The organism is Shewanella nanhaiensis, assembly GCF_019457885.1.
GTDB classification, from domain to species: Bacteria; Pseudomonadota; Gammaproteobacteria; order Enterobacterales; family Shewanellaceae; genus Shewanella; species Shewanella nanhaiensis.
Genome location: NZ_JAHZST010000001.1, coordinates 445875 through 471516 on the forward strand (window position 1 = coordinate 445875; position 25642 = coordinate 471516).

At 44.9% G+C, this 25642-nt stretch carries 21 protein-coding genes; 8 read left to right on the forward strand and 13 right to left on the reverse strand.

Features of this window, described 5'->3' with window-relative positions:
• Positions 1-4 precede the first annotated feature (4 nt).
• Positions 5-568, reverse strand: coding sequence for a DUF4136 domain-containing protein (locus K0625_RS01755; protein WP_220108077.1), 564 nt, complete (start codon positions 566-568; stop codon positions 5-7).
• 186 nt (positions 569-754) lie between these two features.
• Here K0625_RS01755 and K0625_RS01760 point away from each other — a divergent pair, with 186 nt between their 5' ends.
• Positions 755-1330 carry a DUF1415 domain-containing protein gene (locus K0625_RS01760; protein WP_220108078.1) on the forward strand — a complete coding sequence of 192 codons (576 nt, stop codon included), beginning with the start codon at positions 755-757 and terminating at the stop codon, positions 1328-1330.
• An 84-nt stretch (positions 1331-1414) separates the two neighbouring features.
• Here K0625_RS01760 and K0625_RS01765 read toward each other — a convergent pair whose 3' ends face one another.
• Genes K0625_RS01765 through K0625_RS01775 form a run of 3 tightly spaced genes read right to left on the reverse strand, consistent with a single transcriptional unit; the run spans position 1415 to position 5359 of the window.
• Positions 1415-2464, reverse strand: a complete 1050-nt coding sequence (locus K0625_RS01765) for a 3-oxoacyl-ACP synthase III family protein (RefSeq protein WP_220108079.1) — start codon at positions 2462-2464, stop codon at positions 1415-1417.
• Entirely contained in the window at positions 2455-3195 is a 741-nt protein-coding gene (locus K0625_RS01770) for a hypothetical protein (protein ID WP_220108080.1), read from the reverse strand. The genes K0625_RS01765 and K0625_RS01770 overlap by 10 nt, the downstream gene beginning before the upstream one ends.
• Complete coding sequence (locus tag K0625_RS01775; protein WP_220108081.1) at positions 3188-5359, reverse strand: efflux RND transporter permease subunit; 2172 nt, start codon at positions 5357-5359, stop codon at positions 3188-3190. The genes K0625_RS01770 and K0625_RS01775 overlap by 8 nt, the downstream gene beginning before the upstream one ends.
• A 375-nt stretch (positions 5360-5734) precedes the next feature.
• Here K0625_RS01775 and K0625_RS01780 point away from each other — a divergent pair, with 375 nt between their 5' ends.
• The 6 genes from K0625_RS01780 (at position 5735) to K0625_RS01805 (ending at position 12916) form a co-directional block, all read left to right on the forward strand.
• Entirely contained in the window at positions 5735-6868 is a 1134-nt protein-coding gene (locus K0625_RS01780; protein WP_220108082.1) for an FIST signal transduction protein, read from the forward strand.
• A gap of 3 nt (positions 6869-6871) precedes the next feature.
• Positions 6872-8308 carry a sensor domain-containing diguanylate cyclase gene (locus tag K0625_RS01785; protein ID WP_220108083.1) on the forward strand — a complete coding sequence of 479 codons (1437 nt, stop codon included), beginning with the start codon at positions 6872-6874 and terminating at the stop codon, positions 8306-8308.
• A 137-nt stretch (positions 8309-8445) separates the two neighbouring features.
• Positions 8446-9201: a ribonuclease H family protein gene (locus K0625_RS01790; RefSeq protein WP_220108084.1), complete on the forward strand. Its 756-nt coding sequence runs from the start codon at positions 8446-8448 to the stop codon at positions 9199-9201.
• A 170-nt stretch (positions 9202-9371) separates the two neighbouring features.
• Positions 9372-9767 carry a hypothetical protein gene (locus K0625_RS01795; protein WP_220108085.1) on the forward strand — a complete coding sequence of 132 codons (396 nt, stop codon included), beginning with the start codon at positions 9372-9374 and terminating at the stop codon, positions 9765-9767.
• Positions 9768-9902: 135 nt separating this feature from the next.
• On the forward strand, positions 9903-11264 hold the full coding sequence (locus K0625_RS01800; protein ID WP_220108086.1) for a leucyl aminopeptidase family protein: 1362 nt from the start codon (positions 9903-9905) through the stop codon (positions 11262-11264).
• Positions 11265-11707: 443 nt separating this feature from the next.
• Positions 11708-12916, forward strand: a complete 1209-nt coding sequence (locus K0625_RS01805; RefSeq protein ID WP_220108087.1) for a NupC/NupG family nucleoside CNT transporter — start codon at positions 11708-11710, stop codon at positions 12914-12916.
• A gap of 72 nt (positions 12917-12988) precedes the next feature.
• Here the strand turns inward: K0625_RS01805 and K0625_RS01810 are convergent, their stop codons facing one another.
• Together K0625_RS01810 and K0625_RS01815 are read right to left on the reverse strand one after the other, a co-directional pair.
• Complete coding sequence (locus tag K0625_RS01810; RefSeq protein WP_220108088.1) at positions 12989-14584, reverse strand: ABC-F family ATPase; 1596 nt, start codon at positions 14582-14584, stop codon at positions 12989-12991.
• A 481-nt stretch (positions 14585-15065) separates the two neighbouring features.
• Positions 15066-17348 carry a heavy metal translocating P-type ATPase gene (locus K0625_RS01815; protein ID WP_220108089.1) on the reverse strand — a complete coding sequence of 761 codons (2283 nt, stop codon included), beginning with the start codon at positions 17346-17348 and terminating at the stop codon, positions 15066-15068.
• 120 nt (positions 17349-17468) lie between these two features.
• On the opposite strand from K0625_RS01815, the gene K0625_RS01820 reads away from it, so the two are divergent.
• Complete coding sequence (locus K0625_RS01820) at positions 17469-17849, forward strand: MerR family DNA-binding protein (protein WP_220108090.1); 381 nt, start codon at positions 17469-17471, stop codon at positions 17847-17849.
• Between the two features lie 13 nt (positions 17850-17862).
• On the opposite strand, the gene K0625_RS01825 is transcribed toward K0625_RS01820, so the two are convergent.
• From K0625_RS01825 to K0625_RS01855, 7 genes are all read right to left on the reverse strand, one after another.
• Positions 17863-19890: a S9 family peptidase gene (locus tag K0625_RS01825; protein ID WP_220108091.1), complete on the reverse strand. Its 2028-nt coding sequence runs from the start codon at positions 19888-19890 to the stop codon at positions 17863-17865.
• 65 nt (positions 19891-19955) lie between these two features.
• Positions 19956-20216 carry a hypothetical protein gene (locus K0625_RS01830; RefSeq protein WP_220108092.1) on the reverse strand — a complete coding sequence of 87 codons (261 nt, stop codon included), beginning with the start codon at positions 20214-20216 and terminating at the stop codon, positions 19956-19958.
• Between the two features lie 294 nt (positions 20217-20510).
• Positions 20511-21269: an SDR family oxidoreductase gene (locus K0625_RS01835; protein ID WP_220108093.1), complete on the reverse strand. Its 759-nt coding sequence runs from the start codon at positions 21267-21269 to the stop codon at positions 20511-20513.
• A gap of 4 nt (positions 21270-21273) precedes the next feature.
• Positions 21274-22191, reverse strand: coding sequence for a 3-hydroxyisobutyrate dehydrogenase (gene mmsB, locus K0625_RS01840; RefSeq protein WP_220108094.1), 918 nt, complete (start codon positions 22189-22191; stop codon positions 21274-21276).
• Positions 22192-22287: 96 nt separating this feature from the next.
• A complete protein-coding gene (locus tag K0625_RS01845; protein WP_220108095.1) occupies positions 22288-23433 on the reverse strand; it encodes an enoyl-CoA hydratase/isomerase family protein in 1146 nt (381 codons plus the stop codon).
• 30 nt (positions 23434-23463) lie between these two features.
• Positions 23464-24237: an enoyl-CoA hydratase gene (locus K0625_RS01850; protein ID WP_220108096.1), complete on the reverse strand. Its 774-nt coding sequence runs from the start codon at positions 24235-24237 to the stop codon at positions 23464-23466.
• Between the two features lie 130 nt (positions 24238-24367).
• On the reverse strand, positions 24368-25525 hold the full coding sequence (locus tag K0625_RS01855) for an acyl-CoA dehydrogenase family protein (protein ID WP_065188599.1): 1158 nt from the start codon (positions 25523-25525) through the stop codon (positions 24368-24370).
• Positions 25526-25642 lie beyond the last annotated feature (117 nt).

Sequence of the window (25642 nt, forward strand, 5' to 3'; positions counted from 1 at the left end):
TTTACTAAATCACTGGTACTGCCATCAGCATCACAGAAATAAATTCATTAAACCCCTGCTGACGCTTAGCACCATCTCTCTCAAAGTCGGTAAAACCTTGCCCTAACGCTCTCCAAACAGGCTCTTGAGATTGAGGTTCAAACAAAGCCACTAATACTGACCCCTTCTCATATTTATTCATATCGACACCAAAAGTAGATAATCCAGGTACTAGCCCCGTTTTCTGTAATATCTCGCTATCACTCATGTCTGAGCTCAATGTCAGGCCAAATCCCACCAGCAAATCAGGGGATTGCTGGCTTGAAACAAGCTGGTACCCCTTAGCTTCCAACACTTTCTTTAACGCATGCTGCATATTGCTGATGACTTGATCGCTTTGCACTCTTTCATCAGCCACCACTTTGGCCAATGTTGGGTGCCAGGCAAAATATCGAGTTTGAGCAGATAAGAAGTCAAGATCGCCAGTGGCCACCGTCGTTGTACGTAGGGGGCTGGGTTCGGCGACCTCAGAGGCAGTACAGGCAGTTAACGTGGAAAGCAGCAGTAAGCAGCAAATTAGTCTTATCATAATAAAAGTTCCATTTCGTAGTCGACTCCATACTAATTCAAATCAGATTAACCTAAGCTGACTCAATAGTCATTCACACTCTTAACCGATAAAGCAGGCTTGCTTGTTCCTCTTATCCCCCCTATGATCGCCCCGAGGTTGAAAATCAGCCCTATTGATATGGCTATATAAAACAGGCGAAGCAGCATGACACAGCAAACGCAAGACACAGAACTTCAATTGATCGCAACACACACACAAAATTGGGTCGAGCGTATGATAATGAAGTACAACATCTGCCCCTTTGCACGACGTGAAGTTGAACGTCGCAGTATTCGCTACGCCGTTATCGATGAATCCAAAATGCACAATGTCCTCGAAGCCTTAATTAAAGAGTGCCAGTATTTGGATGAACATCCTGAGACCGAGACCACACTCTTTATCATTCCCCGCGGATTTGAAGGGTTTTATCCCTATCTAGATCTGGTCGATATCGCCAACGATCTATTAATAGATCAAGATTATGAAGGTGTATATCAGCTAGCTAGCTTCCACCCAGACTACTGCTTCGAGGGTGAGCCTATGGATGAACCATCTAACTATACCAACCGCTCTCCCTACCCGACTTTGCACATTATTCGCGAAGTCAGCATGGAGCTAGCGTTAGCAAACTACAATGATCCAGAGTCGATCCCTGAGCGGAACATTGCATTTGCGCAGAAAAAAGGCAGTGATTTTTTTGAGAAAATATTAGCAGGCTGTATGGGAAAAACATCTCACTAAGAGACTAAATCAATTTAAATACATTAAGTTAAATACACGGCCCGCCCCAATAACCTTTACGGGCAGTGTTCTTTACTGGCTGTGTTAATGATGATAAACAAAACCTCCATAGAGATACTTGGTCGCCTCTGCACCCAGTATTAATACCTTATCTCCTCTCCTGAGTTTTCCACTGTTGACCAGTTTGGCAAAGCTAACCCAGATGGCAGCAGAGCCTAAATTACCTAAACCCTTAGCGTCATTGATAATACGTTCAGGCTCAATTCCCAACGCCTCGGCCAACATGACATCAATATAACCATTGGCTTGATGAGGTAAAATATAACGAAAGTCATCTAGCTGATAGCCCCGTGACAAAACGGCTTGCAGACCCAGTTCAAATAACTGACTGCCATTAGCGCGTACAGCTTCTATATTGTGATGAAAACGAGTCATCTCACCTTTGCCAACATCCATTGAACCTGAATCAAGGTAAAAACCAGGCGCTTTCCCCTCTCCAATCTGACCAAAGTAGATATCGGTTAACTGCCCCTCTCCCTCCTTTGCAGGACCTAATATCACCGCACCAGCACCATCTCCCATCTGGACATAGTTGACTAACTGCTCAGTGGTCAAAAATGCCTTAGCAATCTCAAAGTAAACCGAGCCTGTTTCAGTGCCCACAATCGCAACAGGCGCATCATCAGTAGTACAAAATGTCGAGGCTATCTGCAATGCATTGGCAAATCCAGTACAGGCTTGTCTTAACTCCAGGTAAGGCCCCTGAAAACGCAGTTCATCAGCAAGCCAGGCCGCATTAGGAGGCACTTGCGTATGGGGAGTACACGTATGGCTAAGCAGATACTCTAACTCATTAATATCAAGGCCTGCTTGCAGTAGCGCTTGATTTAACACATCCACTCCAAGGGCAATGCTATTTGGCGAGGGCTGACTTTTAGCGCTTGTTAGATCCCGAACCAGATGACGACTCTCAACTCCTAACCGCTTGGCAATGCTTTTAGCTTTACGCTTAGCCAATGGACCACAAAGTTGACCTAAGGCCTCAAGTAGCTCCTGATTTGAGACAACTTCATTGGGCAAAACATAGGCTGATGACAATAGAGTTAATCCATTTTTGGCAAACTTTACGCCCATCTGTCCTCCAAACGCTCAAATAATTTATCCAGATGAACACCTAACTGAGTAAAGTGAACCTCTTGACCGATAAGAAGATCATAAAGCCGATTTACAACCATTTTATGTTCGTCAATAAACATCACTTTCGTCGCCCCAAGCCTTTCGGCATGATGCTTTGCCACGTACACATGCTTAGCTTCATCTTTTTTTATCAAGCCACAAAGTCTAGCAAAGGGGTGACCAGAACCGAGTTTACAATGTTCAAATTCATGCATAATTTGCGTCACACAGGTATCAAGAATAGCGATACGAATAAAATGCTCGCAGTAGGTATCTACTCTTCCCAACTTAAGGTAAAAACGCTTAGCCTGTCGCTGAATATCGCTAATACCGGCTACAAGAGGCAGCTCAGATTGCACTAATTGCAGGGCGTTATCATGGATAAACTCTTCAGCTTCAACCTCTCTTAAAATCTTAATCGTAGTCTGAATATCCTCCACTTCTGAGTAATACAACCTGTTTATCTCATTATTAAACACAAGCTGAGCTGACTGCTCACCACAAAGTAATAACGGCAGTAGATGGGCTAATGCGCCTCGCTCCACCTCTGTGTAGTAATTGGCGCTATTGTATCGATTACCCATCCACTGTTTTATGCGTTTACTGTTAGCTAAATCGCACTCATCTAGCTCCTTTACACTTGGATTAGCTGGCGATGGAAAGCATCGATGATGCATAAGTTCAATCATGCTCCCCTCCAGCGATAAGGATCATCAACATTGGCAGCATGATCAGATCAAACAAGAAAGCAAAGGCCACAATAAGCATGGAGAGAAAACTCAGCTCAACGATAGGGAAAAAGTCTGAACTCAGTCCCAATGCAAAACCAAGCAACAGTAATAGGCTAGTAAACGCCACCGCAGGCATGACTGAAGTAAATGTTTTAGAGAGACCTTTGCCACACTCTCTCTCATCCACCTTTAACAGTAGGTGAAGTGAATCATCAATAATAATGCCCAGCATCATCCCCATCACGACAGCACTGCCCAAACTCAAGCCGCCTCCCAACCACTGCCATAGTCCGAAAACCCAAATAAGCGGCAGTAAGTTCATTGCAAGTGCTAACCCGCCTAATTTAAAGGAGCCTTTAAGCAAAGTGACAATCAAAAGTAGAAAAAGCAGAGCACAGCCAAAGGAGTAGAGCATGGTTTTAGCATTTGAAAGACTAAGGTGGGCAAAAATAATACTCTGACTTAATCCCTGTCCGATCGATATTTCACTGTCATTTTGAAGCTCCCATTCAGCTACCTTTTCCTCAAATGAGATAAGCTCAGCGGCAGTCATGGGGATCAAATCCACTGTCACCACAGAGGCACTGGCATCAGCATTAATCAACCGACTCGCTTGAGCATTGATCTGCACAGGTGCGCTGAGCACCTGATTTAAACGATTAGACCCAAGACCATAAAACCGGATCCAATCAACAATGGAGTGAACCTGCAACACCTCCTCCTGCTTTCTTAGAAATCGGCTAAATTGGTTAATCCGGCTCACATAATCCTGCTGGGCAATCCCAACGCCATCAAAGGGTTTATGTGTTTCTTTCTCTTGACTCGCAACCACATAATAGAGCTGGTTCACGCCATTAAAGTGTTGCTCCATCTTTAATTTTGACTGACTAAATAGGTTAGAATCGGGAAAATAGTTCATAGCATCATCGTCAAACTTAAGGGATGAGACACTATAAATAGCCAGTAAAGAGAGCAGTAATCCAGAGCCTAAAAAAAGAGTTCTATAATGCCAACTAACGACCTGAATACGCGCGAAAAAACCTCTGTTCACTTTTTGTGAACAGGCCATGGGTATAGCTCTTTTTGCTATGGGAATGAGTATAGTTAGATTCACTAAAAAATTGACCATCACAGCAAAAGCAACCAACTTGCCAAAATCTTGGATCGGCGGGGATGGACTAAATACCAGCAGAGTAAACCCCATCGCAGTGGTTAATGCTCCCCAAAATAGTGGCTTAATATTGATACTTAATGATTGCTGTAACGCCTTCTGCTCATCGACTCCTTCATCTAGTGCATTACGCCAACCAAAAAAGAGGTGAACAGCATATGCCACGCATAAACTCACTATGACCACAGGTATAAATCCACTAATTGCCGCTAAGATGAATCCTCCCCACCCAGCTAAACCTAACGTCAGAAACATCGTTATCAAAGATGAAGTGGCAATCCCTAAGAGCCACATCTTTTCCCTCACGACAAGTAGCAACATCAAACTAAACATGATTGCTAAGCCGGGAATAAACCAGAATAAATCGTGTTTTAACACAGAGATATATTGCCAATTTAGGGCTAATGCTCCGGAGTAATACACTTGAAATGGGGGAGCGAAATCAATATCAAACTGTTCGATATATCGATTAACAGATGAAACACTCTCTAAGAGTGCTTTGGTACCTTTTACCGCTTCGACGTTAAACGACACAGAGAGAATAACTGCATTGGCATCAGGTGAAATGAAACCGATATTAACCGATTTCGCTTTATGGGAGAGAGCCAATGACGTCGCCGATTCAAACTCGTTAGGATTGTACCCATCTACCCTATTAACGGCTGGTAGCTCACTCAATCCGGCCTTAAATCGAGAAATCGAGTCATCTTTTAAAGGAAACGTATTTTCAGGCCCTGTCTCTAACAACAAAATAAGTTCATCTTGCCTTGAGAACTTATGCTGAAAATCTTTAAATTCGGTGTAAAGGGGATCGTCTTTTGCAAAATAAGCGCTATAGTCAGCATCTAAGGCTAACCTGCTGACCCCTATTGAGGCGAGTAAACATAAGGCGATCCAAAATGCCACACTCACATACTCAGTTTTTCGCGCCATTAATATCGAAGCCAGCAAGCGAACTCCTCTCCCTAAATTAAAAATTAGATGGATATAAAGAGTATTAGACCTCCCTAATCTCAATTAATATTCAAATTGGTATCAATTCAACGTCAAACGGCCATAACATCAACAACAAATAGCTTAAGCATAACGAAGAGATGACAACCATCAGGTTAAAGCGACTAGAATTTAAGCCTCCCTCTTATTTTACTCCCTCTATCCATATTCAAGCCTACTTTGAAGCGCAATGAGAATTAAAATCCATTTAAAATCAGACCAATAACTTTTCGCCTTCATAAAAAAGCCAGTGAAGTGTTTATCTGGCCTAGCTTGAATAAACCCGCTTTTAACACTAATTTTAATGGAGAGTATTTACTTAATGGGCTAACCATGAAAACTTTTCAAACTCAATGGCATGATAATCACTGGGCTCAAAGCGATAAGATAGAAGATCTCGACAGCAAGCAGACACTGATTCTTATTTTTGGAGAGATACACCTCCAGCCTGATGCCATCGCAAAGATGAAAAGTTTATCTCCCAATGCCTCTATCACAGGTTGCTCCACAGCGGGAGAGATCCAAGGAAAACAGGTTAATGATGACAGCCTAATCGCCACAATCATTGCTTTTGAAAAAACCAATATCGCCATGATTCGGGGAATAGATAAGCCTGACATCAACTCAAAAGAGCTCGGGATAACTCTAGCAAATCAACTGAATGAGACTGATGACCTCTGCCATGTATTAGTTTTAAGTGACGGTCTCGGATTCAATGCCAGTCACCTCATTGAGGGAATGACAGATATACTCGGGTTAGATATACAGGTATCTGGTGGCTTAGCAGGTGATAGCCATAACTTTATCAAAACTCACCTGCTTTTTAATGACGAAGTCACCTCATCAGCGGTTATCGCGATCGGGTTCTATGGTGATCAGCTTGAGGTCAGCTGTGGCACTCGAGGGGGCTGGTGCTCATTTGGTATTGAAAGACGAGTCACACAAGCTGAAAACAACATGCTAGTAGAGCTCGACGATGAAAATGCACTCTCTATCTATAAAAGCTATCTGGGAGAACTCGCAGAGCAGCTACCGGCAAGTGGCTTGAGGTTCCCACTGGAGATCAGTGAGCCCAATAAGATAACCAAAGTGGTTAGAACTCTACTCGCCGTCGATGAAGAAACCGGCACACTCACTTTTGCAGGTAATATCCCCATCGGAGCCACAGCGCAACTGATGCGCTCTAATGTCGAATCTTTAATCCAAGGCTCATTAGAAGCTGGAAAGATATGTCGCCATAACATCTCAAACAGTCCACAAGTGGCCATATTGATCAGTTGTGTAGGTAGAAAGTTGGTGTTGAAACAACTTGTAGAGGATGAGATAGAGGTCATTAGTGAAGAGTTAGGTGAACAAGCATTACTTTGCGGTTTCTATTCCTACGGAGAGATAGCCCCTTATGATAGAGGTTGTCTAGCTGAGCTCCACAATCAAACGATGACCATTACTGCCTTTGCGGAAATCTAATCTATGCATAGGATGCTTAAACGGCAACTTAAAAAAGCCTATCCAGAGGGAGCCCCTGATAACATTGAGTTCAAGCGATTTATAAAACTTATCGATCAAGCTTACTTTTCCATGAGTGAGGAGCTTAGCATCATAGAGCGCTCCTTAGATTTAAGCTGTGAAGAGCTAAAGCAGCGTAATGACACTTTAAGCGGCATACTCGACGCCCTACCAGACATGAGTATGTGGCTAGATCAAGAGGGGGTTATCCGCGATATACGCGTCGGTGAATTTAACCCGCCTCTGGTAAGTAAAGAGGATGAGCATTCCTCAATCTCCAGCCTAAATTTTTTCAACAACTCAATCCCTCTACAGCACTTCCTCATCGACTATAAACAGGTCGGTAGCAAGAGTGGAGAACTTGAGCTTAGTTGTGACAGTTTTACCTATCATGTAGAAGCAAGGCTCACCTCTGTCGGTAAGCAACGCTGGCTATTGGTCATTAGAGATATCTCGTTAAGACGTAAACTGATTGAGATGCAAACTGAAAGAATGGGCCAGATTAAGCGAACCCAAAAACAGCTTCAAGGTCTTATAAACGCTGCACCAACGGGGATTTTAATCACAGATGAAAGTAAAAAGTTGGTCATGGTAAATGAGTATATTTGCCAAAAACTCTCCCTCACTACCGATGAGTTATTAGGAAGAAATCCATTAACTTTTATCGCAAAAAAATACCGGCTGGAATACCTCAATGAGATACAGAAACATATCAGCTACGACGACACAATATTAGACTCACGCATGGATCTCACCATGACCCTGCCCAGTAATGAAACAATAAAAGTTGAAATGGCTTTTAGTACTCTGATTTTTGAAGAGAAAAAACTGGTCATTACGGCCATTACCGATATAACTGAGCGCAAACGCCTAGAGACTCAACTTAGGGTTCTCGCATCAACTGATCCCTTAACGGGCGCATACAACCGACGTAGCTTCAATGAGATGTCTCAAAAATCCATGTCATCTTCCGAGCGTCAAGAGCAAGAGTTCACAATACTCTTGATTGATTTAGATTTTTTTAAAAGTATCAATGATAAATTTGGTCACGCCGCTGGTGACGATGTTTTAATAGAGACAGTAAAAGCGATCAACACCTGCATACGCGAATCAGATATCTTGGGACGATATGGTGGGGAGGAGTTTGTGGTTGCGCTGCCAAATACAGATAATAGTAAAGCCCGAGAGGTCGCCAACAGAATACGCCTATACATTGAGAATATGGTGGTCAAAACCCAAGGATACAACATCAAACTCACCGCAAGTATTGGCCTAGCAACAACAAGTGGGAGTCACCAGCTTGAGAAACAGATCAACCAAGCAGATACCTATCTCTATTACGCCAAAGATAATGGCCGCAACCAAGTTGTCGATCACAAGGCTTATCACTCGAAAAAGTAAGCTCTGCCATTAAGTCAATTAAGCAATCCAGCCCACTGATTAACCAGTTAATTAACTTTACTCACAAACTGTTTGTCTAATCGATATCATTAGGTAACTATGGAGAATCTATGTAAGTGCAGCGGGTAAGAGATAAAATGGCAAGTAAATATTATGTGGTTTGGGCAGGAAGAGCCCCTGGTATCTATACCAGTTGGGATGAAGCTAAGAAACAGGTCGATAAATACCCTAAAGCCAAATACAAATCATATAAGAGTAAAGCTGAAGCTGAAAGTGCTTATGCCAAAGGCTCGACTCAGGTGTCTTACAGCAAAAAGACCACTAGTTCGGCTCAGGCTCCCGCCTCCCCCTCTAATCCTGTAGAAGATACTCTGTATAACGTCGAAATCTTCACCGACGGTGGCTGTGAGCCTAACCCAGGAGAAGCAGGCTCCGGTGTTGCCGTATATCGTGAAGGAGTATTAGCAGAGTTATGGTATGGACTCTATAACAGCTTTGGTACCAATAACTCCGCCGAGTTAAATGCACTGCATCAAGCGCTACTTATTGCAAAACAGGCACTCACTGAGAATAAAACCGTACATATTCGCAGCGACTCCCAATACTCAATAAACTGCATCACCAACTGGGCTTACGGCTGGAAACAGAAAGGTTGGAAGCGAAAAGTCGCTGGTGACATTAAAAACTTAGATATCATTCAGGCCGCGCACGCTCTGTATGATGAGGTAAAAGATCAACTTAAAATCTCTCATGTGGCCGCACACGTAGGCATTGAGGGCAATGAACTGGCTGACAGAATGTCAATCTACGCTATAGATCAACAAGATACTAAGTTTTGCCGCTACCCAGAACCTATCGAACTATCTGCAATATTAAGCTTAAGAGCAGGTTAATACCAACCAGTATAAGAAACATTCCCTTAAGCACTAAACAACTTTTAGTGCTTTATTTCCTCCATTTCATCGCATTCTCTTCTAAATTTAATTGAACAACGGCTTAATAAAGATAGTAATAGCCTGATCCAGGCTATACCTATGAAACTGCCTATGAGACAATCCGCGCTATGAAAGTATATGCACACGTCCATAAAGCGCCCATTCGTGTTTTTCGCATCAGTAAGCGACGTTTTTGGCTGCGTTTAAAACGTGATCTGCTTATTCTTAAAGAAGCTCTATCTCAGGAAAAACAGGAGACCAAAGAGATGTTGGTCACCTATAAACGCTACACCAAAAAACAGGCAAGCAGTGAAGAGCTACGTGAAGCAAATAAGCAGTTTGGCGACCTCCTAAAAGGATTAGGGTTAGGTATGTTTGCCGTGTTGCCTTTTGCGCCAATCACAATCCCCCTCGTTGTAAAATTGGGCAAAGTCGTTGGTGTAGATGTGCTCCCCAGCTCCTTTAATAATATGGGGGAAAAGATGAGGCAACGAAAAGCGGCCAATGATGACGAAAACCAGTAACCCAGAGTAAGCAAACAAGCCCCCACACTTTACATCCCCGCTTTCACCTAGATTCAATCCTTGTTACCCTAAAGGGGACCTTAATTAAGGTGACCCTCTCTAATAATGACAACTAGCAGCGAGAACCAGCCTCACATGACCGATTTATTGATTTCAGGTGCTTCAGGCACTCCACTCTCTATTTTCCACACAGATTCTTTCGATGCCTGGTTAACAGAGCAAACTCAGCAGACTAAAAACTGGTTATCTACAACACAATTTAACGGTAAAGGGATGAGCCTTATTCCCGATGCGAATGGTGAACTGACGCAGGTGATTTTTGTCAGCAGCGAACCTGAGTCCTACTGGGTATGTGGCGATCTAGTCAACCAACTTCCCGCGGGCCAATACCAGCTAAAAGCAAGTGAAGAGCAGCTAAAAGTAGCTGCATTCAGTTGGGGCCTCGGTGCTTATAAGTTTGACCGTTACAAGAAAAATGAAAAAACTTACCCAACACTTGTGATTGATAACCAAGAGATAGTAGAGCAAGCGCAAAAATTAGTTCGCTCAGTGTCTATCGTTAGAGATCTCGTCAATACACCGGCAGCCGATATGATGCCACAACACTTAGGTGACACCATGGAAGCCTTGGCCACTGAGTTTGGGGCCAAAGTAAGCCAGATAGTCGGTGATGATCTTCTTAAAGAGAACTACCCCACTATCCATATGGTTGGTCGAGCAAGTGAAAACCTACCGCGCCTTATCGATCTAACTTGGGGTGATGAGTCCGCGCCGCAAGTGACTCTAGTAGGTAAAGGAGTCTGTTTCGACTCTGGTGGACTCGATCTAAAACCTGGCGCTGGTATGCGCTTGATGAAGAAAGATATGGGGGGAGCAGCCCATGTGATAGGTCTAGCGCATCAGATCATGGCCAGCAACTTGCCAATCCGTTTGCGTGTACTTGTACCAGCCGTTGAGAACGCAGTGTCTGCTAATGCCTTCCGTCCAGGCGATGTGATCACGACTCGTAAAGGGATCACCGTTGAGATTGATAACACTGATGCCGAAGGTCGTTTAGTCCTGTGTGACGCCCTTGCAGAAGCGAACAATGACAATCCTGAGCTGATTATCGATTTTGCCACCTTAACTGGTGCTATGCGTATCGCATTAGGCACTGAACTACCCGGCTTTTTCAGTAACGATGATACCTTAGCTGCCCAGATGACAGTCTCAGGGCTCAAGGTTGAAGACCCAATCTGGCGCATGCCACTGCACAAGCCATACATGGAGCTCACAGGCAGCGATATCGCGGATCTAGCAAACTGTGGCAAAACCCCATTTGGAGGAGCTATTACAGCGGCGCTTTATCTTGAAGCCTTTGTCGAGAAGGAGATAAGCTGGGCACATTTCGACGTCATGGCTTGGAATAACCGTAAGCTACCAGGTCGACCTGTCGGCGGTGAAGCATTCGGTATTCGCGCAGTTTTCGATTATCTAGAAACTCGCTTCGAAAAGTAATCCCTCAATGATTACTGGAGTAAGGCATATTTAGCCTTACTCCACATTAAAAATGTAGTAAATAAACACCAAAACACAGTCAAATCGCCGTTTATTTTGTATTTAACTACACTTTCAGTTCGATAAATGTGCAAACCGTAGTTAAATTAGATTAATCCCTTTTAATCTGAGCTATTTTTCGTATAATCCTTTTCCGGCTCGAACCTCAGGTTCCATGCTGGCTGTTACAAGGAGAAGTGATCGACCCACGGAGCTGGACCGGCAACACTAAGTTTTAGGGGTTCCACTCCTGTATTCATGGCCGGGCAACTCAAATCGCTCGACTAAGTTCACAAACTTAGCCGTCGTCAAATGTCGCTTTATTCAAAGCATCTTCCCAATCCCATAATGCAGTTTAAGAACACCTACAACTTGCACTCTTGTAACTCTATTTGGGAAATATAATGCAGTTGTTGATTAGCTTGGCTGGGATCTCATTCCTTATTCTTTGTGGTTGGATATTCTCTGAAAACCGTCACGCCATCAAATGGCGCACCATCATAGGTGCCTTGATCTTACAAGCAGGTTTAGCTGCACTTGTTCTCTACGTCCCTATGGGGCAACAGATACTAGGCTCTGTAAGCCAAGGTGTCGCTTCTGTACTGGGCTTTGCCGATGAGGGGATTAAGTTTCTCTTTGGCGACCTTGCCAGCAACAGCTTTGTATTTGCTATCCGAGTACTGCCTCTGGTTATCTTTATTAGCGCCATAATCTCAATGCTCTACTATTTTGGCATTATGCAGTGGGTCATTAAGATCATCGGTGGTGCACTTCAAAAACTGCTAGGCATTAGTCGAGCCGAGTCTCTAGTCACCACAGGTAACATCTTCCTAAGCCAAGGTGAATCACCACTGCTGGTTAAACCCTTTCTACCTAAGATGACTCGCTCAGAACTTTTCGCTGTGATGACAGGAGGAATGGCGTCCGTAGCTGGCAGCGTATTAGGTGGATATGCGGGTTTAGGTGTTGAACTTAAATATCTGATTGCAGCTAGCTTTATGGCCGCTCCTGGCAGCCTGATGATGGCCAAGCTTTTAGTACCAGAAACCAGCCAACAAGCGTGTCAACAAGAGATAGATATGAGCAAGAGTGAGCACGGTAACGCCATCGATGCTCTGGCATCGGGCGCCATGAATGGTATGCGCGTTGCCGTTGCTATCGGCACTATGCTACTTGCCTTTATCAGTGTCATCGCCATGTTTAATGCGGGACTTGAACAGGTTGGCACTTGGTTTAATTTTGAAGGTGTCACCATGCAAAGCCTGCTAGGTTATATCTTTGCGCCAGTGGCTTTCCTGATCGGCATACCAGCAAACGAGATGATGCAAGCAGGTGGCTTTATCGGCCAGAAGCTTATTCTCAATGAGTTTGTGGCATTTATGGACTTCACTTCGGTCAAGGAGCAACTATCGGTTCATTCACAAGTGATCATCACTTTTGCCCTGTGTGGTTTTGCCAATATTGGTTCTATCGCGATTCAGCTAGGCAGCATAGGAGTCATGGCTCCTGAGCGTCGCAGTGATGTGGCGAGCCTTGGTTTTAAAGCGGTATTGGCTGCGACCTTAGCAAACCTCATGAGCGCTGTACTTGCTGGGATATTCGTCTCACTCTAATCACAACAAAAAGGCGAGCATTAAGCTCGCCTTTTTATACTGATTGGTATTAGTTACTAATCAAAACACTGATTAAGCTTCAACACCTTTACTGGCAAGAAACTCATCATATGTGCCTTTGAAATCATTAATACCATCTTTAGTGATCTCAATAATGCGGTTGGCCAATGATGATACGAATGCACGGTCATGACTAACAAACATCAAGGTACCTTCATACATCTCAAGCGCGTTGTTCAAAGACTCAATCGACTCCATATCCATGTGGTTGGTTGGCTCATCGAGTAGTAAGATGTTTGGCTTTTGCATAATCAGCTTACCAAACAGCATACGACCTTTCTCACCACCAGACAGGACTTTTACAGACTTCTTGATATCGTCTGAGCCAAATAACATACGACCTAAGTAACCACGTACCGATTGGTCATCGTCTTCTGGTTTACGCCACTGGCTCATCCACTCAAACAGTGTCATGTCGTTAGCAAAATCAGACTCATGATCCTGTGCGTAGTAACCAATAGATGAGTTTTCAGACCACTGAATCGTGCCACTGTCTTGAGGAATGTCATGAACTAACGTGCGCAGTAGAGTTGTCTTACCCACACCGTTCTCACCTAAAACCGCAATACGCTCACCCACTTCAGCAATGATGTTCATATCTTTGAATAGTGGGCCTTCATCGAAGCCTTTAGTCAAATCTTCAACCACTAACGCGTTACGGAACAACTTCTTCTCTTGCTCGAAACGGATGAAAGGGTTCACACGGCTAGATGCCTTAACTTCATCAAGCTTAATCTTATCGATAAGTTTTGCACGTGATGTTGCTTGTTTAGCTTTCGATGCGTTAGCAGAGAAACGGGCAACGAAGCCTTGAAGTTCAGCGATCTGCGCCTTCTTCTTAGCATTATCAGACATCAAACGCTCACGCGCTTGCTGCGCCGCCATCATGTACTCATCGTAGTTACCAGGGAATAGGCGAAGTTCACCATAATCCAAGTCAGCCATATGCGTACATACTGAGTTCAAGAAATATCTATCGTGAGAGATGATGATCATGGTGCTGTTACGCTGGTTCAGCATCTCCTGTAGCCAACGAATAGTATCGATGTCCAAGTTGTTGGTAGGCTCATCGAGAAGTAGCACGTCAGGATCTGAGAACAATGCCTGAGCAAGAAGAACACGTAGCTTAAAGCCTGGTGCGATTTCACTCATTAGACCGAAATGCTCTTCAACACCGATACCTACACCCATCAGAAGTTCACCTGCACGAGACTCGGCGGTATAACCGTCCATCTCTGCAAATTCCATCTCAAGCTCAGCAACTTTAATCCCATCTTCCTCTGTCATCTCTGGCAGAGAGTAGATACGGTCACGCTCCTTTTTAACTTCCCAAAGCTCCGCATGACCCATGATCACAGTGTCTACAACGTTGAACTCTTCATAGCCAAACTGGTTCTGACTCAGTTTACCCAGACGCTCATTCACATCCAGAGAAACGTTACCCGCTGTAGGCTCAAGATCGCCAGAGAGGATCTTCATAAAGGTTGACTTACCACAGCCGTTTGCACCGATAAGACCGTAACGGTTACCGCCGCCAAATTTGACTGAGATGTTTTCAAACAGTGGCTTAGAGCCAAACTGCATGGTGATATTAGCTGTAGTAATCAAGTATAAAATTCCGAATTTAGTTATGCGATACGTGGCAGTACGTTAGTACTCATTTTCAGTTAAGTGCCATCATAGATAATATCTATGACAATTATACCCAAGCTACCTCAAGGTGCTCGTTTCAGAGCCCCCGTAGGATAGCTGAACAAGGCAGTGATTGAGGATAATGGTAACTCCCTTGTTGATATCACTAACGCAGTGCAGCTGTTCTACGGGGACTCCCGAAGGGCATGGCGAGAAGCAACATTTTTCTGTGTTATGAAATATTGAATTAGAATAACTAGTCCTACTATTTCATGCCTTGAACTCTGTCACTTCTCGACATGCTGAATCCTGCACCTTGAAGTAGTTTGGGTATATATGAGCCGCCTACGTGAAAGTGGGCAAAATTAAGCGCGAAATTATAGAGGAAGAGGCCTAAATTATCAACTAACCTAGGCCTCTTAAACCCCAAAGCAAAAATGAAAATTACCTTGATCAATTAAACTTTAGCAGTAGTTGAGTTTAACCTTACATACCTTAAACGATTAGCATTGGTCACTACAGTTAACGAAGAGAGCGCCATCGCTCCTCCCGCTATCACAGGACTGAGTAACAGTCCTGTAAAAGGAAAGAGTACGCCAGCAGCGATTGGGATCCCTAAACTATTGTAGATAAACGCGCCAAATAGATTTTGTTTAATATTACGCATACTCACTCGTGCAAGAGAAAAAGTGTCTGCGAGTACAGATAAACGGCCCGATAAGAAGGTAAGGTCGGCGCTTTCAATGGCCACTTGAGTCCCATCACCCATGGCAATGCCCACATCAGCACTCACCAAAGCGGGGGCATCATTAATCCCATCTCCCACCATGGCCACCACCTCCCCTTCAGCCTGCAGCGCAATAATATGCGCTTGTTTCTGCTCAGGTAACACATCGGCAATCACCTCTTTAATCCCAACCTGAGTCGCGACCGCTTTGGCTGTATGAATATTATCGCCACTTAATAGCACGACTCGCTTCCCCGATTTAAGTAATGCTGTCATCGCCGCCTTCGCATCGGCTTTAATGGGATCTGTGGTTGCAACTATCATGCTTAACTGACCATTTTCGGCAATATAGACTGGAGTCTTGGCTTGCGCTGAAAACTGACTAATCTCAGCATCAAACTTATCTAAGTCCGAGACTCCTTCTCTCTCCATCAAGCTGCGGTTTCCCACCGCCAATGAACGCCTGTCTACCACACCCAAGATCCCTTTTCCCTGAACATTGGTAAAGGAATCTGGCTCAAACAGTACCAAATCTCTTACCTTAGCCTCTTCAAGTACCGCGCTGGCTAATGGGTGCTCAGAGTAACGCTCTAAACTGGCCACTCGGGTAAAGAGTTGCAGCAAGGCTAGTCCCTTATCATCAACCTCAGAAGCGGCTTCACTCTTTGGAGCAATCATCATATCTGTCACACTTGGTTTACCCTGTGTGATGGTGCCAGTTTTATCCAAAACAACACAGGTCACTTTACTGGCTAGTTGCAGCGCCTCACCATTTTTAATCAAGACTCCCATCTGAGCTGCCCGGCCAACAGACACCATAATCGACATAGGTGTGGCGAGTCCTAATGCGCAAGGGCAAGCGATAATAAGCACACTGGTGAGCACAATTAAGGCGTGAGAGAGCTGAGGCGCAGGACCAGACAGATACCAGATACTTGATGCAATCATCGCGATAAGCACCACGGCAGGTACAAAGTAGGCTGAAATTTTATCGGTTAAACGCCCGATTGGCAGTTTAGATGTTTGAGCTTGCTGAACAAGCTCAATGATTTTGGCAAGTCGTGTATCACGTAGACCTGCTGTCACTTGATAAATAATCGTACCATTGCCATTAACTGTGCCAGCGCTAAGTAGATCGCCAGTCACCTTATTCACAGGCAGCGGCTCTCCGGTCAACATGGACTCATTGATCGTTGAACTTCCCTCAATCACTTCACCATCTAGGGCTACACGTCCTCCAGGTTTTAGCCTTAACCTATCACCCAGTTTAATATCTGCAATCTCAACTTCGATATCACCTGTGTCAGTTATTTTTGTTGCTGTGGTCGACTGTAAACCAACCAGCCTCTGCACCGCTTCACTGGTCTTTCCCTTTGCTCTTAGCTCTAAGGCATGACCCAAATTAATTAAGCCCAAAATCATCGCACTCGCCTCAAAGTAAACATGGCGAGCCGAGGGAGGAAATGCATCGGGTAGGAGCACAACCACCATGGAATAAAGCCAAGCTGAGCTGGTTCCCAGCACAATCAAGGTATCCATATTGGCACTACCGACCTTAAGTGAACGCCACATCCCTTTATAGAAATGTCCACCAGTCGTGACTAAGAGCAGTAAAGTGATAGCTCCCATCACACCCCAACCAAGCTGCTGAGCAGGGCTATTGACCATCATCTCCCCGCCTAACAATCCCCAAATCATCATAGGGATCCCCAGACCTAAGCCCAGTAAAGATTGGATAATGCGAGTACGATACTCACACGCCTCCTCTTTCGCTTTCACCTGCGCAGCTCGCTTTACATCATGGATCTGCTCACTGGCATAACCGACACTAGCAATCGTCTCTATCGCCAATTCAACATCGATCTCTCCCTCTACGATCACCTGTTTATCGGCTAAATTTACTCTGGCATTGATAGCACTTTTTCTTTGCTCTAATGCGCTAAAAGCTCGCTCTATTTTGGCCACACAACTAGCACAATTCATCGTGGGAACATATAAGGTTATGCTGTTCATATCGTTGACTCCAAATTTTTAAAATTTGTTGAGTTGGTATACTTTGTAAAGCAAGCTTAATGTCTCCCCCTATGGGAGGGTCAATACACTTTTAAGCTAAATATTGATGGAGAGATGGCAATGAAAATTGGTGAAGTAGCAAAACTAACAGGTTTATCGGTTAAGAGTATCCGCTATTACCATAATATCGAGCTTGTAACCGCGCTGCGTGGTGAAAATGGTTACCGAGAGTATGCACAGCCTCAGCTTGATTCATTAAAATTTATCAACCATTGCCGGGAATTGGGATTCTCACTTGAAGATTGCCGCTCCCTATTACAGTTAAAGCAAAACAACTTAAGAGATGCTGAAGATGTTAAATCTTTAGCTAAGGCGCATTTGAAACAGGTAAGCGACAGAATCATCAAGCTTCAAACATTAGAGACGCAACTCGCTCATTTAGTCAAAAGCTGCCATGGAGGCCAACAACCTGACTGCGCCATTTTAAAAGGATTAAGTTAACTAACAACGCTAGTTAATTCTTTTTCAGGTACTCTGCATTCATCAATGTTAGCTCAGGGATATCGCCTGCAGGAGTAAACCCAAACACACTGCCATAAAAAGAGAGTTCAGCTTCCATCGCAGCCGCTCTATTTTTAGGATCTCTGAGGGTATAATCCTCTCCATCGAAAAATAGGTAAGCGGTAGGAACGCCACTGTTTTTAAGTGCGGTATAAATAAGTTTCGACTGCTTATCCGATACAATTGGGTTTTTCCCCCCTTGAATTAACAAAAGAGGCTCAGTTAAACCGGACAAGTTATTCATTGGCGAGCGACTTTTTGAGTCACTATCTTTGCCAATCAGTTGCGTAACATAATGAGATTCAAATTTATGCAAATCTTGCTTTAGTACCTCTATATCACTGATGCCAGAGTAGCTCACCCCAGCTTTAAAGGTATTATAAAATGCCAAAGCGGATAACACAGTTAGTCCTCCGGCGCTGTTGCCCCTTATGGCAAGCTTAGTACCATCCACCCAGCCTTTATTCACTAAATAACCTGCCGCCCTAACCGCATCTTCCACATCAGCTTGTCCCCAACGGCCATAGATGCTGCGGCGATACTCGCGGCCAAAACCCGAGCTGCCACGATAGTTAAGATCCATCACCGCAAAACCGCGGCTGGTCCAATACTGAATATCACGACGAAATGCCAAGCTTGCCTTGGAAGTTGGGCCACTATGGAGCATGACTAATAGCGGAGGACGAGTATCGTTCGGGGCAGTAAAAGCAGGATTTTTAGGCCCATAAAAGTAACCATAAACAAGCTCGCCATTGCCAGAGTCAAAACTGATACTCTCGGCTCTTGAGATAAAATTAGGGTTAAATGCGGGTAAGTTGGGGGCATAGATAAGCTCAATCCCACGGCCAGTTACCTTATATATCCCTTTCTCCGGCGTTATCTTATCACCGACAAAATAGATCCCATCCTCCCCCGATACCAACTGAGATATCTCACCAAAGTCTACCGCAATTGACTCCTTAACCCCGGTATCTAAGTAGATCCGGATCAGAGACACTTCACCGTTGCGCTGATAACTGGCGATAATCGTATTGGCCGACTCAAAGGCATAATTATGATTACCAAGCTTCCAATCTGGCACGGCAAACTCGGCATCGAGATCCAGTACATGCTCAACTTTACCGTTTTTCCCAACTCGATATAGGTTCCACCAATTATTAAAATCAGCTACAAAATAGAGTTGCCCATCAGGACTATACAGAGGCTGAGTGATCGCCCCCTCCATCTCTGTCACCAAGCGTTTAGGTTGATGGATGCCTCCCTTAGGATCTAAATTGCCCACCCAAAGCTCAGTGTTATCCCATGGCATATTAGGATGTTGCCAGGCAATCCACGCAAGCTGAGTATGATCAGGAGAGACTCGAGGTGATGAGTAAAAGTCAGCGCCTGATATCATCTCCTCGCCTTCACCGGCAAAGTTTAGATTGAGTGCAACCAGACTTGTTTTTGGCTCGCCACTGCCACGATGATCCTCTCTGACACAGATAATGCGGGACCCTTTAGGGTAAGCGACACAATCCGCGTGACGTGTACCGGGAGCCGTAAGCGGAACCGGGGCTTGATTAGGGGCAATTCTGTATAGCAGTTGATCATCAGCCTTAGAGACAAACAGAGTCTGACCAATACCGAGAAAAGGTGAGCCACCATACTCATTCACCTTAGATCTAACATCAAAATCAGCACTGACCACATCGAAAACGGCATGCTCACCATCTAAGCGTTTGATCCCGACTTTACCACCGAGATGAGCTTGGGACTGAATAAAGTAGATCCCACCGTTAACACTCTGCAGTTCACCAAATTCATCGGAGGGTGTTGAGACATCTTCAGCAGTGATGGGTGAGCGCCAACTGGCATAGACCGCCACCTCACGGCCACTTTTCTTATCAATCTCATGTTTAGGAGCGGGTTGTTCACAACCTACAATCAGCAAAGAGGAAAGCCCGCAGAGAAGGACAAACATTAACTTAGGGAACTTCATAACTCTCTCCTACTCACTTTCTCTTGCTTTCAACTCTCCCACTGGCAACCCATGCAAATAGGATATTATTTCTTTCTAAAAAACTGACGTTTAAACCAATAGATCACAGACACCTGTCTATGCAGAGGCAATCCAAAAAAGATGCATATCCAAGGAGACAGTAAGCCGTACCAAGGGATAACCGATGTGTTGTGGCCATTAAACAGAAGGAAAAAAAAGCCGCCATAGATAACCACAACCCCAGAAACACCAACCGATAGTAGTAAAAACTTAGTGATTTTTTCTAGCCAAGCCATCTTTCCCATCACAACAGAGACAAATTCCATTCAAGGTTAATATTAGCCACTTTTGCCACCTAAGAGAGGAGATAAATGAAAGGCAAAAGCAGAAAACGGGCTATCACAACATCAACTCAATTTAACTGATAAATTTAAGACATCTAGCTACTTCAAGGCACACCACATTTTATGTGATCATTATCACCTAAGTGAAGATAAATACCAATCAGTAATAGATAAGTGATCGACTCAGCAGTTTTTAACAAACCAATTCAAGGCAAAGAGCTAGATAATAAAAAACGGGCCTCTGCCCGTTTTTCTTATCCTCTAAGAGATAGTTCCCTAGATACGGATCCCGCCATCGATCTCAAATATACGACCATTAACATAGTCATTTTCGATGATGAACTTGACCGTCGATGAGATCTCACTCGGCTGACCTAGTCGACCAACCGGAACCATCTTCTCCATGCGCTCGAGTGCTTCTGGCTTCATCGCCGCTGTCATCTCAGTCTCGATAACACCCGGTGCTACAGCTGCGCTGCGGATATTGTACCGTGCTAACTCTTTGGCCCAACCTACAGACATAGCAGCCACACCCGCTTTTGAAGCTGAGTAGTTTGTCTGCCCAACATTACCCGCTTTAGCAAGACTGGAAATATTGATGATCACTCCTTCCTGCTCAGATTCAATCATGGCAGCTGCCGCTTCACGACCACAAAGGAAGGAGCCAGTTAAGTTGACGTTAATCACAGCCTGGAACTGTTCAAATGACATGCGACTTGTCACTTTCCCCTCTTTGGCTTTCACTAACATACCATCATACAAGATACCTGCGTTGTTAATCAGCACATTAACTTTGCCGAAATCTTCCATAATGAAACCAAAGCCTGCCATGACATCCTCTTCATCGGTAATGTCAAAAGCGTAACCTTGAACCTCTGTTCTATCACCGATATCGGCGCAAGCACGTTCAAGCTTCTCTTGATCCACATCGATAAGCGCCAACTTAGCACCCGCTTCAGCCAAATCCAGCGCCATCGCTAAACCCAGTCCGCCTGCACCACCTGTGATGACAACAACCTTATCTTTTAAATCCATCGAGTTACCCTTTATCTTTAATCTGTTGAGAATTAGTAAACTGCTCAAAAATACTGGAAAAATCTCGTGTACCATTACCTTGTCTGGCATGATTCACGTATAAACTGCGTGCTAGCGCTCCCATAGGCGTGCTTGAATTTGACTGCAGTGCAGCCTCTTGGGAAAGGCCTAAATCCTTCACCATCAAATCCACCATAAAGCCGCCTTGGTAGTCATTAGATGAGGGCACATTTGGCATCACATCTGGACAGGGGTTGTATTTATCCAATGTCCAGTTGCCGCCGCTGCTGACCTTCATGATCTCAGACAAGACCTTAGGATCGAGTCCATGATCGATACCCATCTGCAGTGACTCGCTTGTCCCGACCATCAAGACTGACAGCAGCATATTATTGCATATTTTAGCAACTTGACCTGCACCAGCGCCACCAGCATGTAAAATATTAGCGCCCATATTACCAAGCACCGTTTTCGCCTGCTCAAACGCTTTATCGGTACCACCACAGATAAAGGTCAACGTACCCGCTGCGGCTCCCGCCGTGCCACCAGATACTGGCGCGTCGACAAAATCTAGCCCCTTCTCAGCTGCCGACTTGGCCACTAACTGTGCACTCATCGCATCTATGGTTGAGCAGTCTATCAGTAAGCAGCCCTTAGCAACCACATCAATCAAACCTTTACTGGTATCGTCACCAAGATATAACGAGCGAACATGCTTGCCTGCAGGTAGCATAGTGATCACCACATCGGCTCCCGCTGCTGCGCCGCAAGCACTGTTTGATGAGATAGCCCCTAAGCCTGTTAGCGATTTCATCGCTTGAGGGACGAGATCAAATACACGTACCGTTAATCCAGCTTTTACCAAATTGGCAGCCATGGGGGCTCCCATATGCCCTAACCCAATAAATGCGACACTAGTCATCTCATGTTCCTTATTCTGTATGCTTAACTGCATTTGGCTCAATATAGGGATGTAAAAATTAACATCGATAACTGAGCTGGCTGATAATTAATTCGTTTACATCTCTTTTAAAGGATGGTTATCCGTCTGCCATGGCGAACAGGTCATCTTCTCTATCAAATCTTGCGGGACATCAGCGACGCTTTGATAGCGCCAATTTGGCATTCTATCTTTATCGATAAGTAGCGCCCTCACCCCTTCAGAGAAATCTCCAATGGCGCAGCAATTAACGCTCAATCCCAGCTCAAACTTAAATACATCGCTCAAACTCAAGTCAGTTCCCAGCAGCGCTTGTCGATAGATTAAGTGCCAGCTAATAGGACTACCTGATAGTAAAGTTTTGATGGGGCGAGCCAACCAGGTATCGCTAAAGTCAGAGTGACTCACGCGCTCAATAATTTCGCTCAAACTACCTGACATCAACTCAGCTATCTCAGATTGTTTTGCGGCGAGTTGCGAACCGGGCATGGATATAGCCACGCGCTGCTCGAGCAGATTAAGCTCCTGACTCAAGAGTTGATGGTTCGCATCATTATCACCACTCCATGAAAGCGTCGCCAAATGATCTAACATAGGCTCTTTATCATCACTGTTGAGATAGTGATTACCTATATTCACAAATTTAGCATCACCGGCATTCATGTTGTAGGCGGTCAAACCAAGAAACAGGCCTGTGCTACCTGGCATACGATTTAAGAAATAGCTGCCACCAACATCAGGATATAAGCCGATTGTCACCTCGGGCATTGCAATACGTGAGCGCTCAGTTAAGACTCGGTGACTGGCTCCCGCCATCAAACCTAAACCACCGCCCATGACAATGCCATCTCCCCACACCATCACCGGCTTAGGGAAGCTATGCAGTAAGTAGTCTAGCTGATACTCATTTTCAAAAAACTCCACGGCATCTTGAGTTAACTCACCAGGGGACATCATAGAAGCGTGATAGATAGCCCTAACATCACCACCAGCACAAAAACCTTTATCACCTGCACCATCGAGCATCACAAGGGCAATATCATCATCTTCTCGCCACGCTTTAAGCTGCGCAGTCATGGCATAAACCATCTCAAGATTTAGTGAGTTAATTGCCTTTTCTACATTGAGGGTTACCACGCCGATCTGCTTACCTGAGACGGTACCTAGCGTCTGAAAAACAACGCTATTATTGTTCGCTACTGGCTTATCAGTTTGAGTCGTCATTGAGCATCCATCCTGTTAACAATCTGCTATTTATCCGTTTTTCCAGTTCGCACTACGCTTATCTAAAAAAGCGTTCACCCCTTCGGCTTGATCTTCAGTGTCAAACAGCCCCACGAACAGCTCACGCTCTAAAGGCAAGGCTAAGGTTCTTGGCATGGTGCGGCCAGCTTGAATGAGCTGCTTACAAACGGTGACACTGCTTGGGCTTTGATTGGCTACTTTTTCAGCCAGTGCAATGGCGGCATCCAGAGACTTGCCAGTTTCCACCACCTCTTCCACTAAGCCCAGAGACTCAGCTTTGTCAGCTTTAACGCGCTCACCACATAAGATCATCCGCTTAGCCCAGCCCTCTCCCACCAATGCAGTGAGGTTCTGTGTGCCTCCAGCACATGGAAGCAGGCCGACAGATGCTTCAGGCAACGCCATCACAGCTTGGGCTTCGGCGATACGAATATCACAAGCCAGCGCCACTTCAAGACCTCCCCCCATGGCATAACCATTAATGGCCGCTATCGATACACCGCGAAATTGACTTAATGCCTCGAACGCTTCACCAAAATATTTGGCCATTGAAGCTGCAACGCCTTTGTCGCCATCGGCAAACAGCTTAAGATCTGCGCCAGCAGAGAAAAACTTCTCCCCTTCACCTGTGATCACCAGCGCATAGATATCTTTATTACTGTTAAGTTCAAGCACTTTATGTTTCAAGGCTTGCAAACTCTCATCTGTCCAGGTATTTGCTGGTGGATTACTCATGGTCAGTATTGCAGTGTGACCCTCAATACGCTCAACTATTCCAGTCATCAATTCATTCCTTGTAAAACTTAATATTTTTTAGTGCACTCGCTTCATCTACTTTCTCAAGGTTATTTTTAATAATCAAAATCTTGAAAAATCCACGTAGTGGTATAAATAGAGATGCGTAGCAGATCTATTATAGGATTGCACCAGCCTCTTCATTCAATAAACGGCGGGCGATAATAAGACGCATGATCTCATTGGTTCCCTCTAAAATCTGGTGTACGCGCACGTCACGTACATGACGCTCAAGAGGATACTCACGAATGTAACCGTACCCTCCATGAAGCTGTAGCGCCGCATCACAGACCTGAAAACCGATATCGGTCGCGAATCGTTTCGCCATCGCGCAGTATGCTGTGGCCTCAGGATCTTGCTGATCGAGTTTAAATGCAGCTAAACGTACCAACTGTCTTGCTGCCACAAGCTCTGTCGCCATATCCGCTAGCTTAAACTGCAGCGCCTGAAATGCCGCAATAGGCTTACCAAACTGTTTACGCTCAGTCATATATTGAGTCGCACGCTCGAGAGCCGCTTGAGCCGTACCGATTGAACAAGTAGCAATATTGATGCGACCGCCATCGAGTCCCTTCATGGCAAATGTAAAACCTTGCCCCTCTTCGCCCAGCAGATTAGCGACAGGAACGCGTACCTCAGTAAAGGTGATTTCCCGTGTTGGCTGTGCATTCCAGCCCATCTTATCTTCCGCTTTACCATAGGTGATCCCATCGGCATCGGCTGGCACAGCAATGGCTGAGATCCCTTTCGGTCCTGCTTCACCTGTGCGGCACATCACCACGAGTAGCTCAGTAGCGCCCGCTCCAGAGATAAACATCTTGGCACCAGAGATGACATACTCATCCCCCTCTCTTACGGCTTTAGTTTTTAGCGAAGCGGCATCACTACCAGCGCCCGCTTCTGTTAAACAGTAAGAAGCGAGCTTTTCGCCAGTCGTCAAAGATTCAGACCATTGACCTCTTAAAGTTTCAGAGCCAAAACTGGTGACCATCCAGGTCGCCATATTGTGGATAGTTAACATGGCTGTGGTTGCTGTACAGCCCATGGAGAGCTGCTCAAAAATAATGGATGAATCGAGACGACTCAGGCCCATTCCACCTTCACTTTCTGGTGAGTAAAGTGAGCAGAAACCTAGCTCACCAGCACGCTGGATCACATCTTTAGGAAAGTGATGCTCTTCATCCCATTTAGCCGCAAACGGGGCTAGCTCTTCACTTGAAAACTGCTGAGCTAAATCAGCAAACTGACGTTGGTCGTCATTCAGATTAAAATCCATCTGAGATCTCCTTTGACACTTTATTGGGCACCTTAAGTAACGATAGGTGCCCTTCATTTTTATTGTGTCGTTTGTTTAATAGGGTATGTAGTGTCTGCTTATTTACCGCTGTTACCT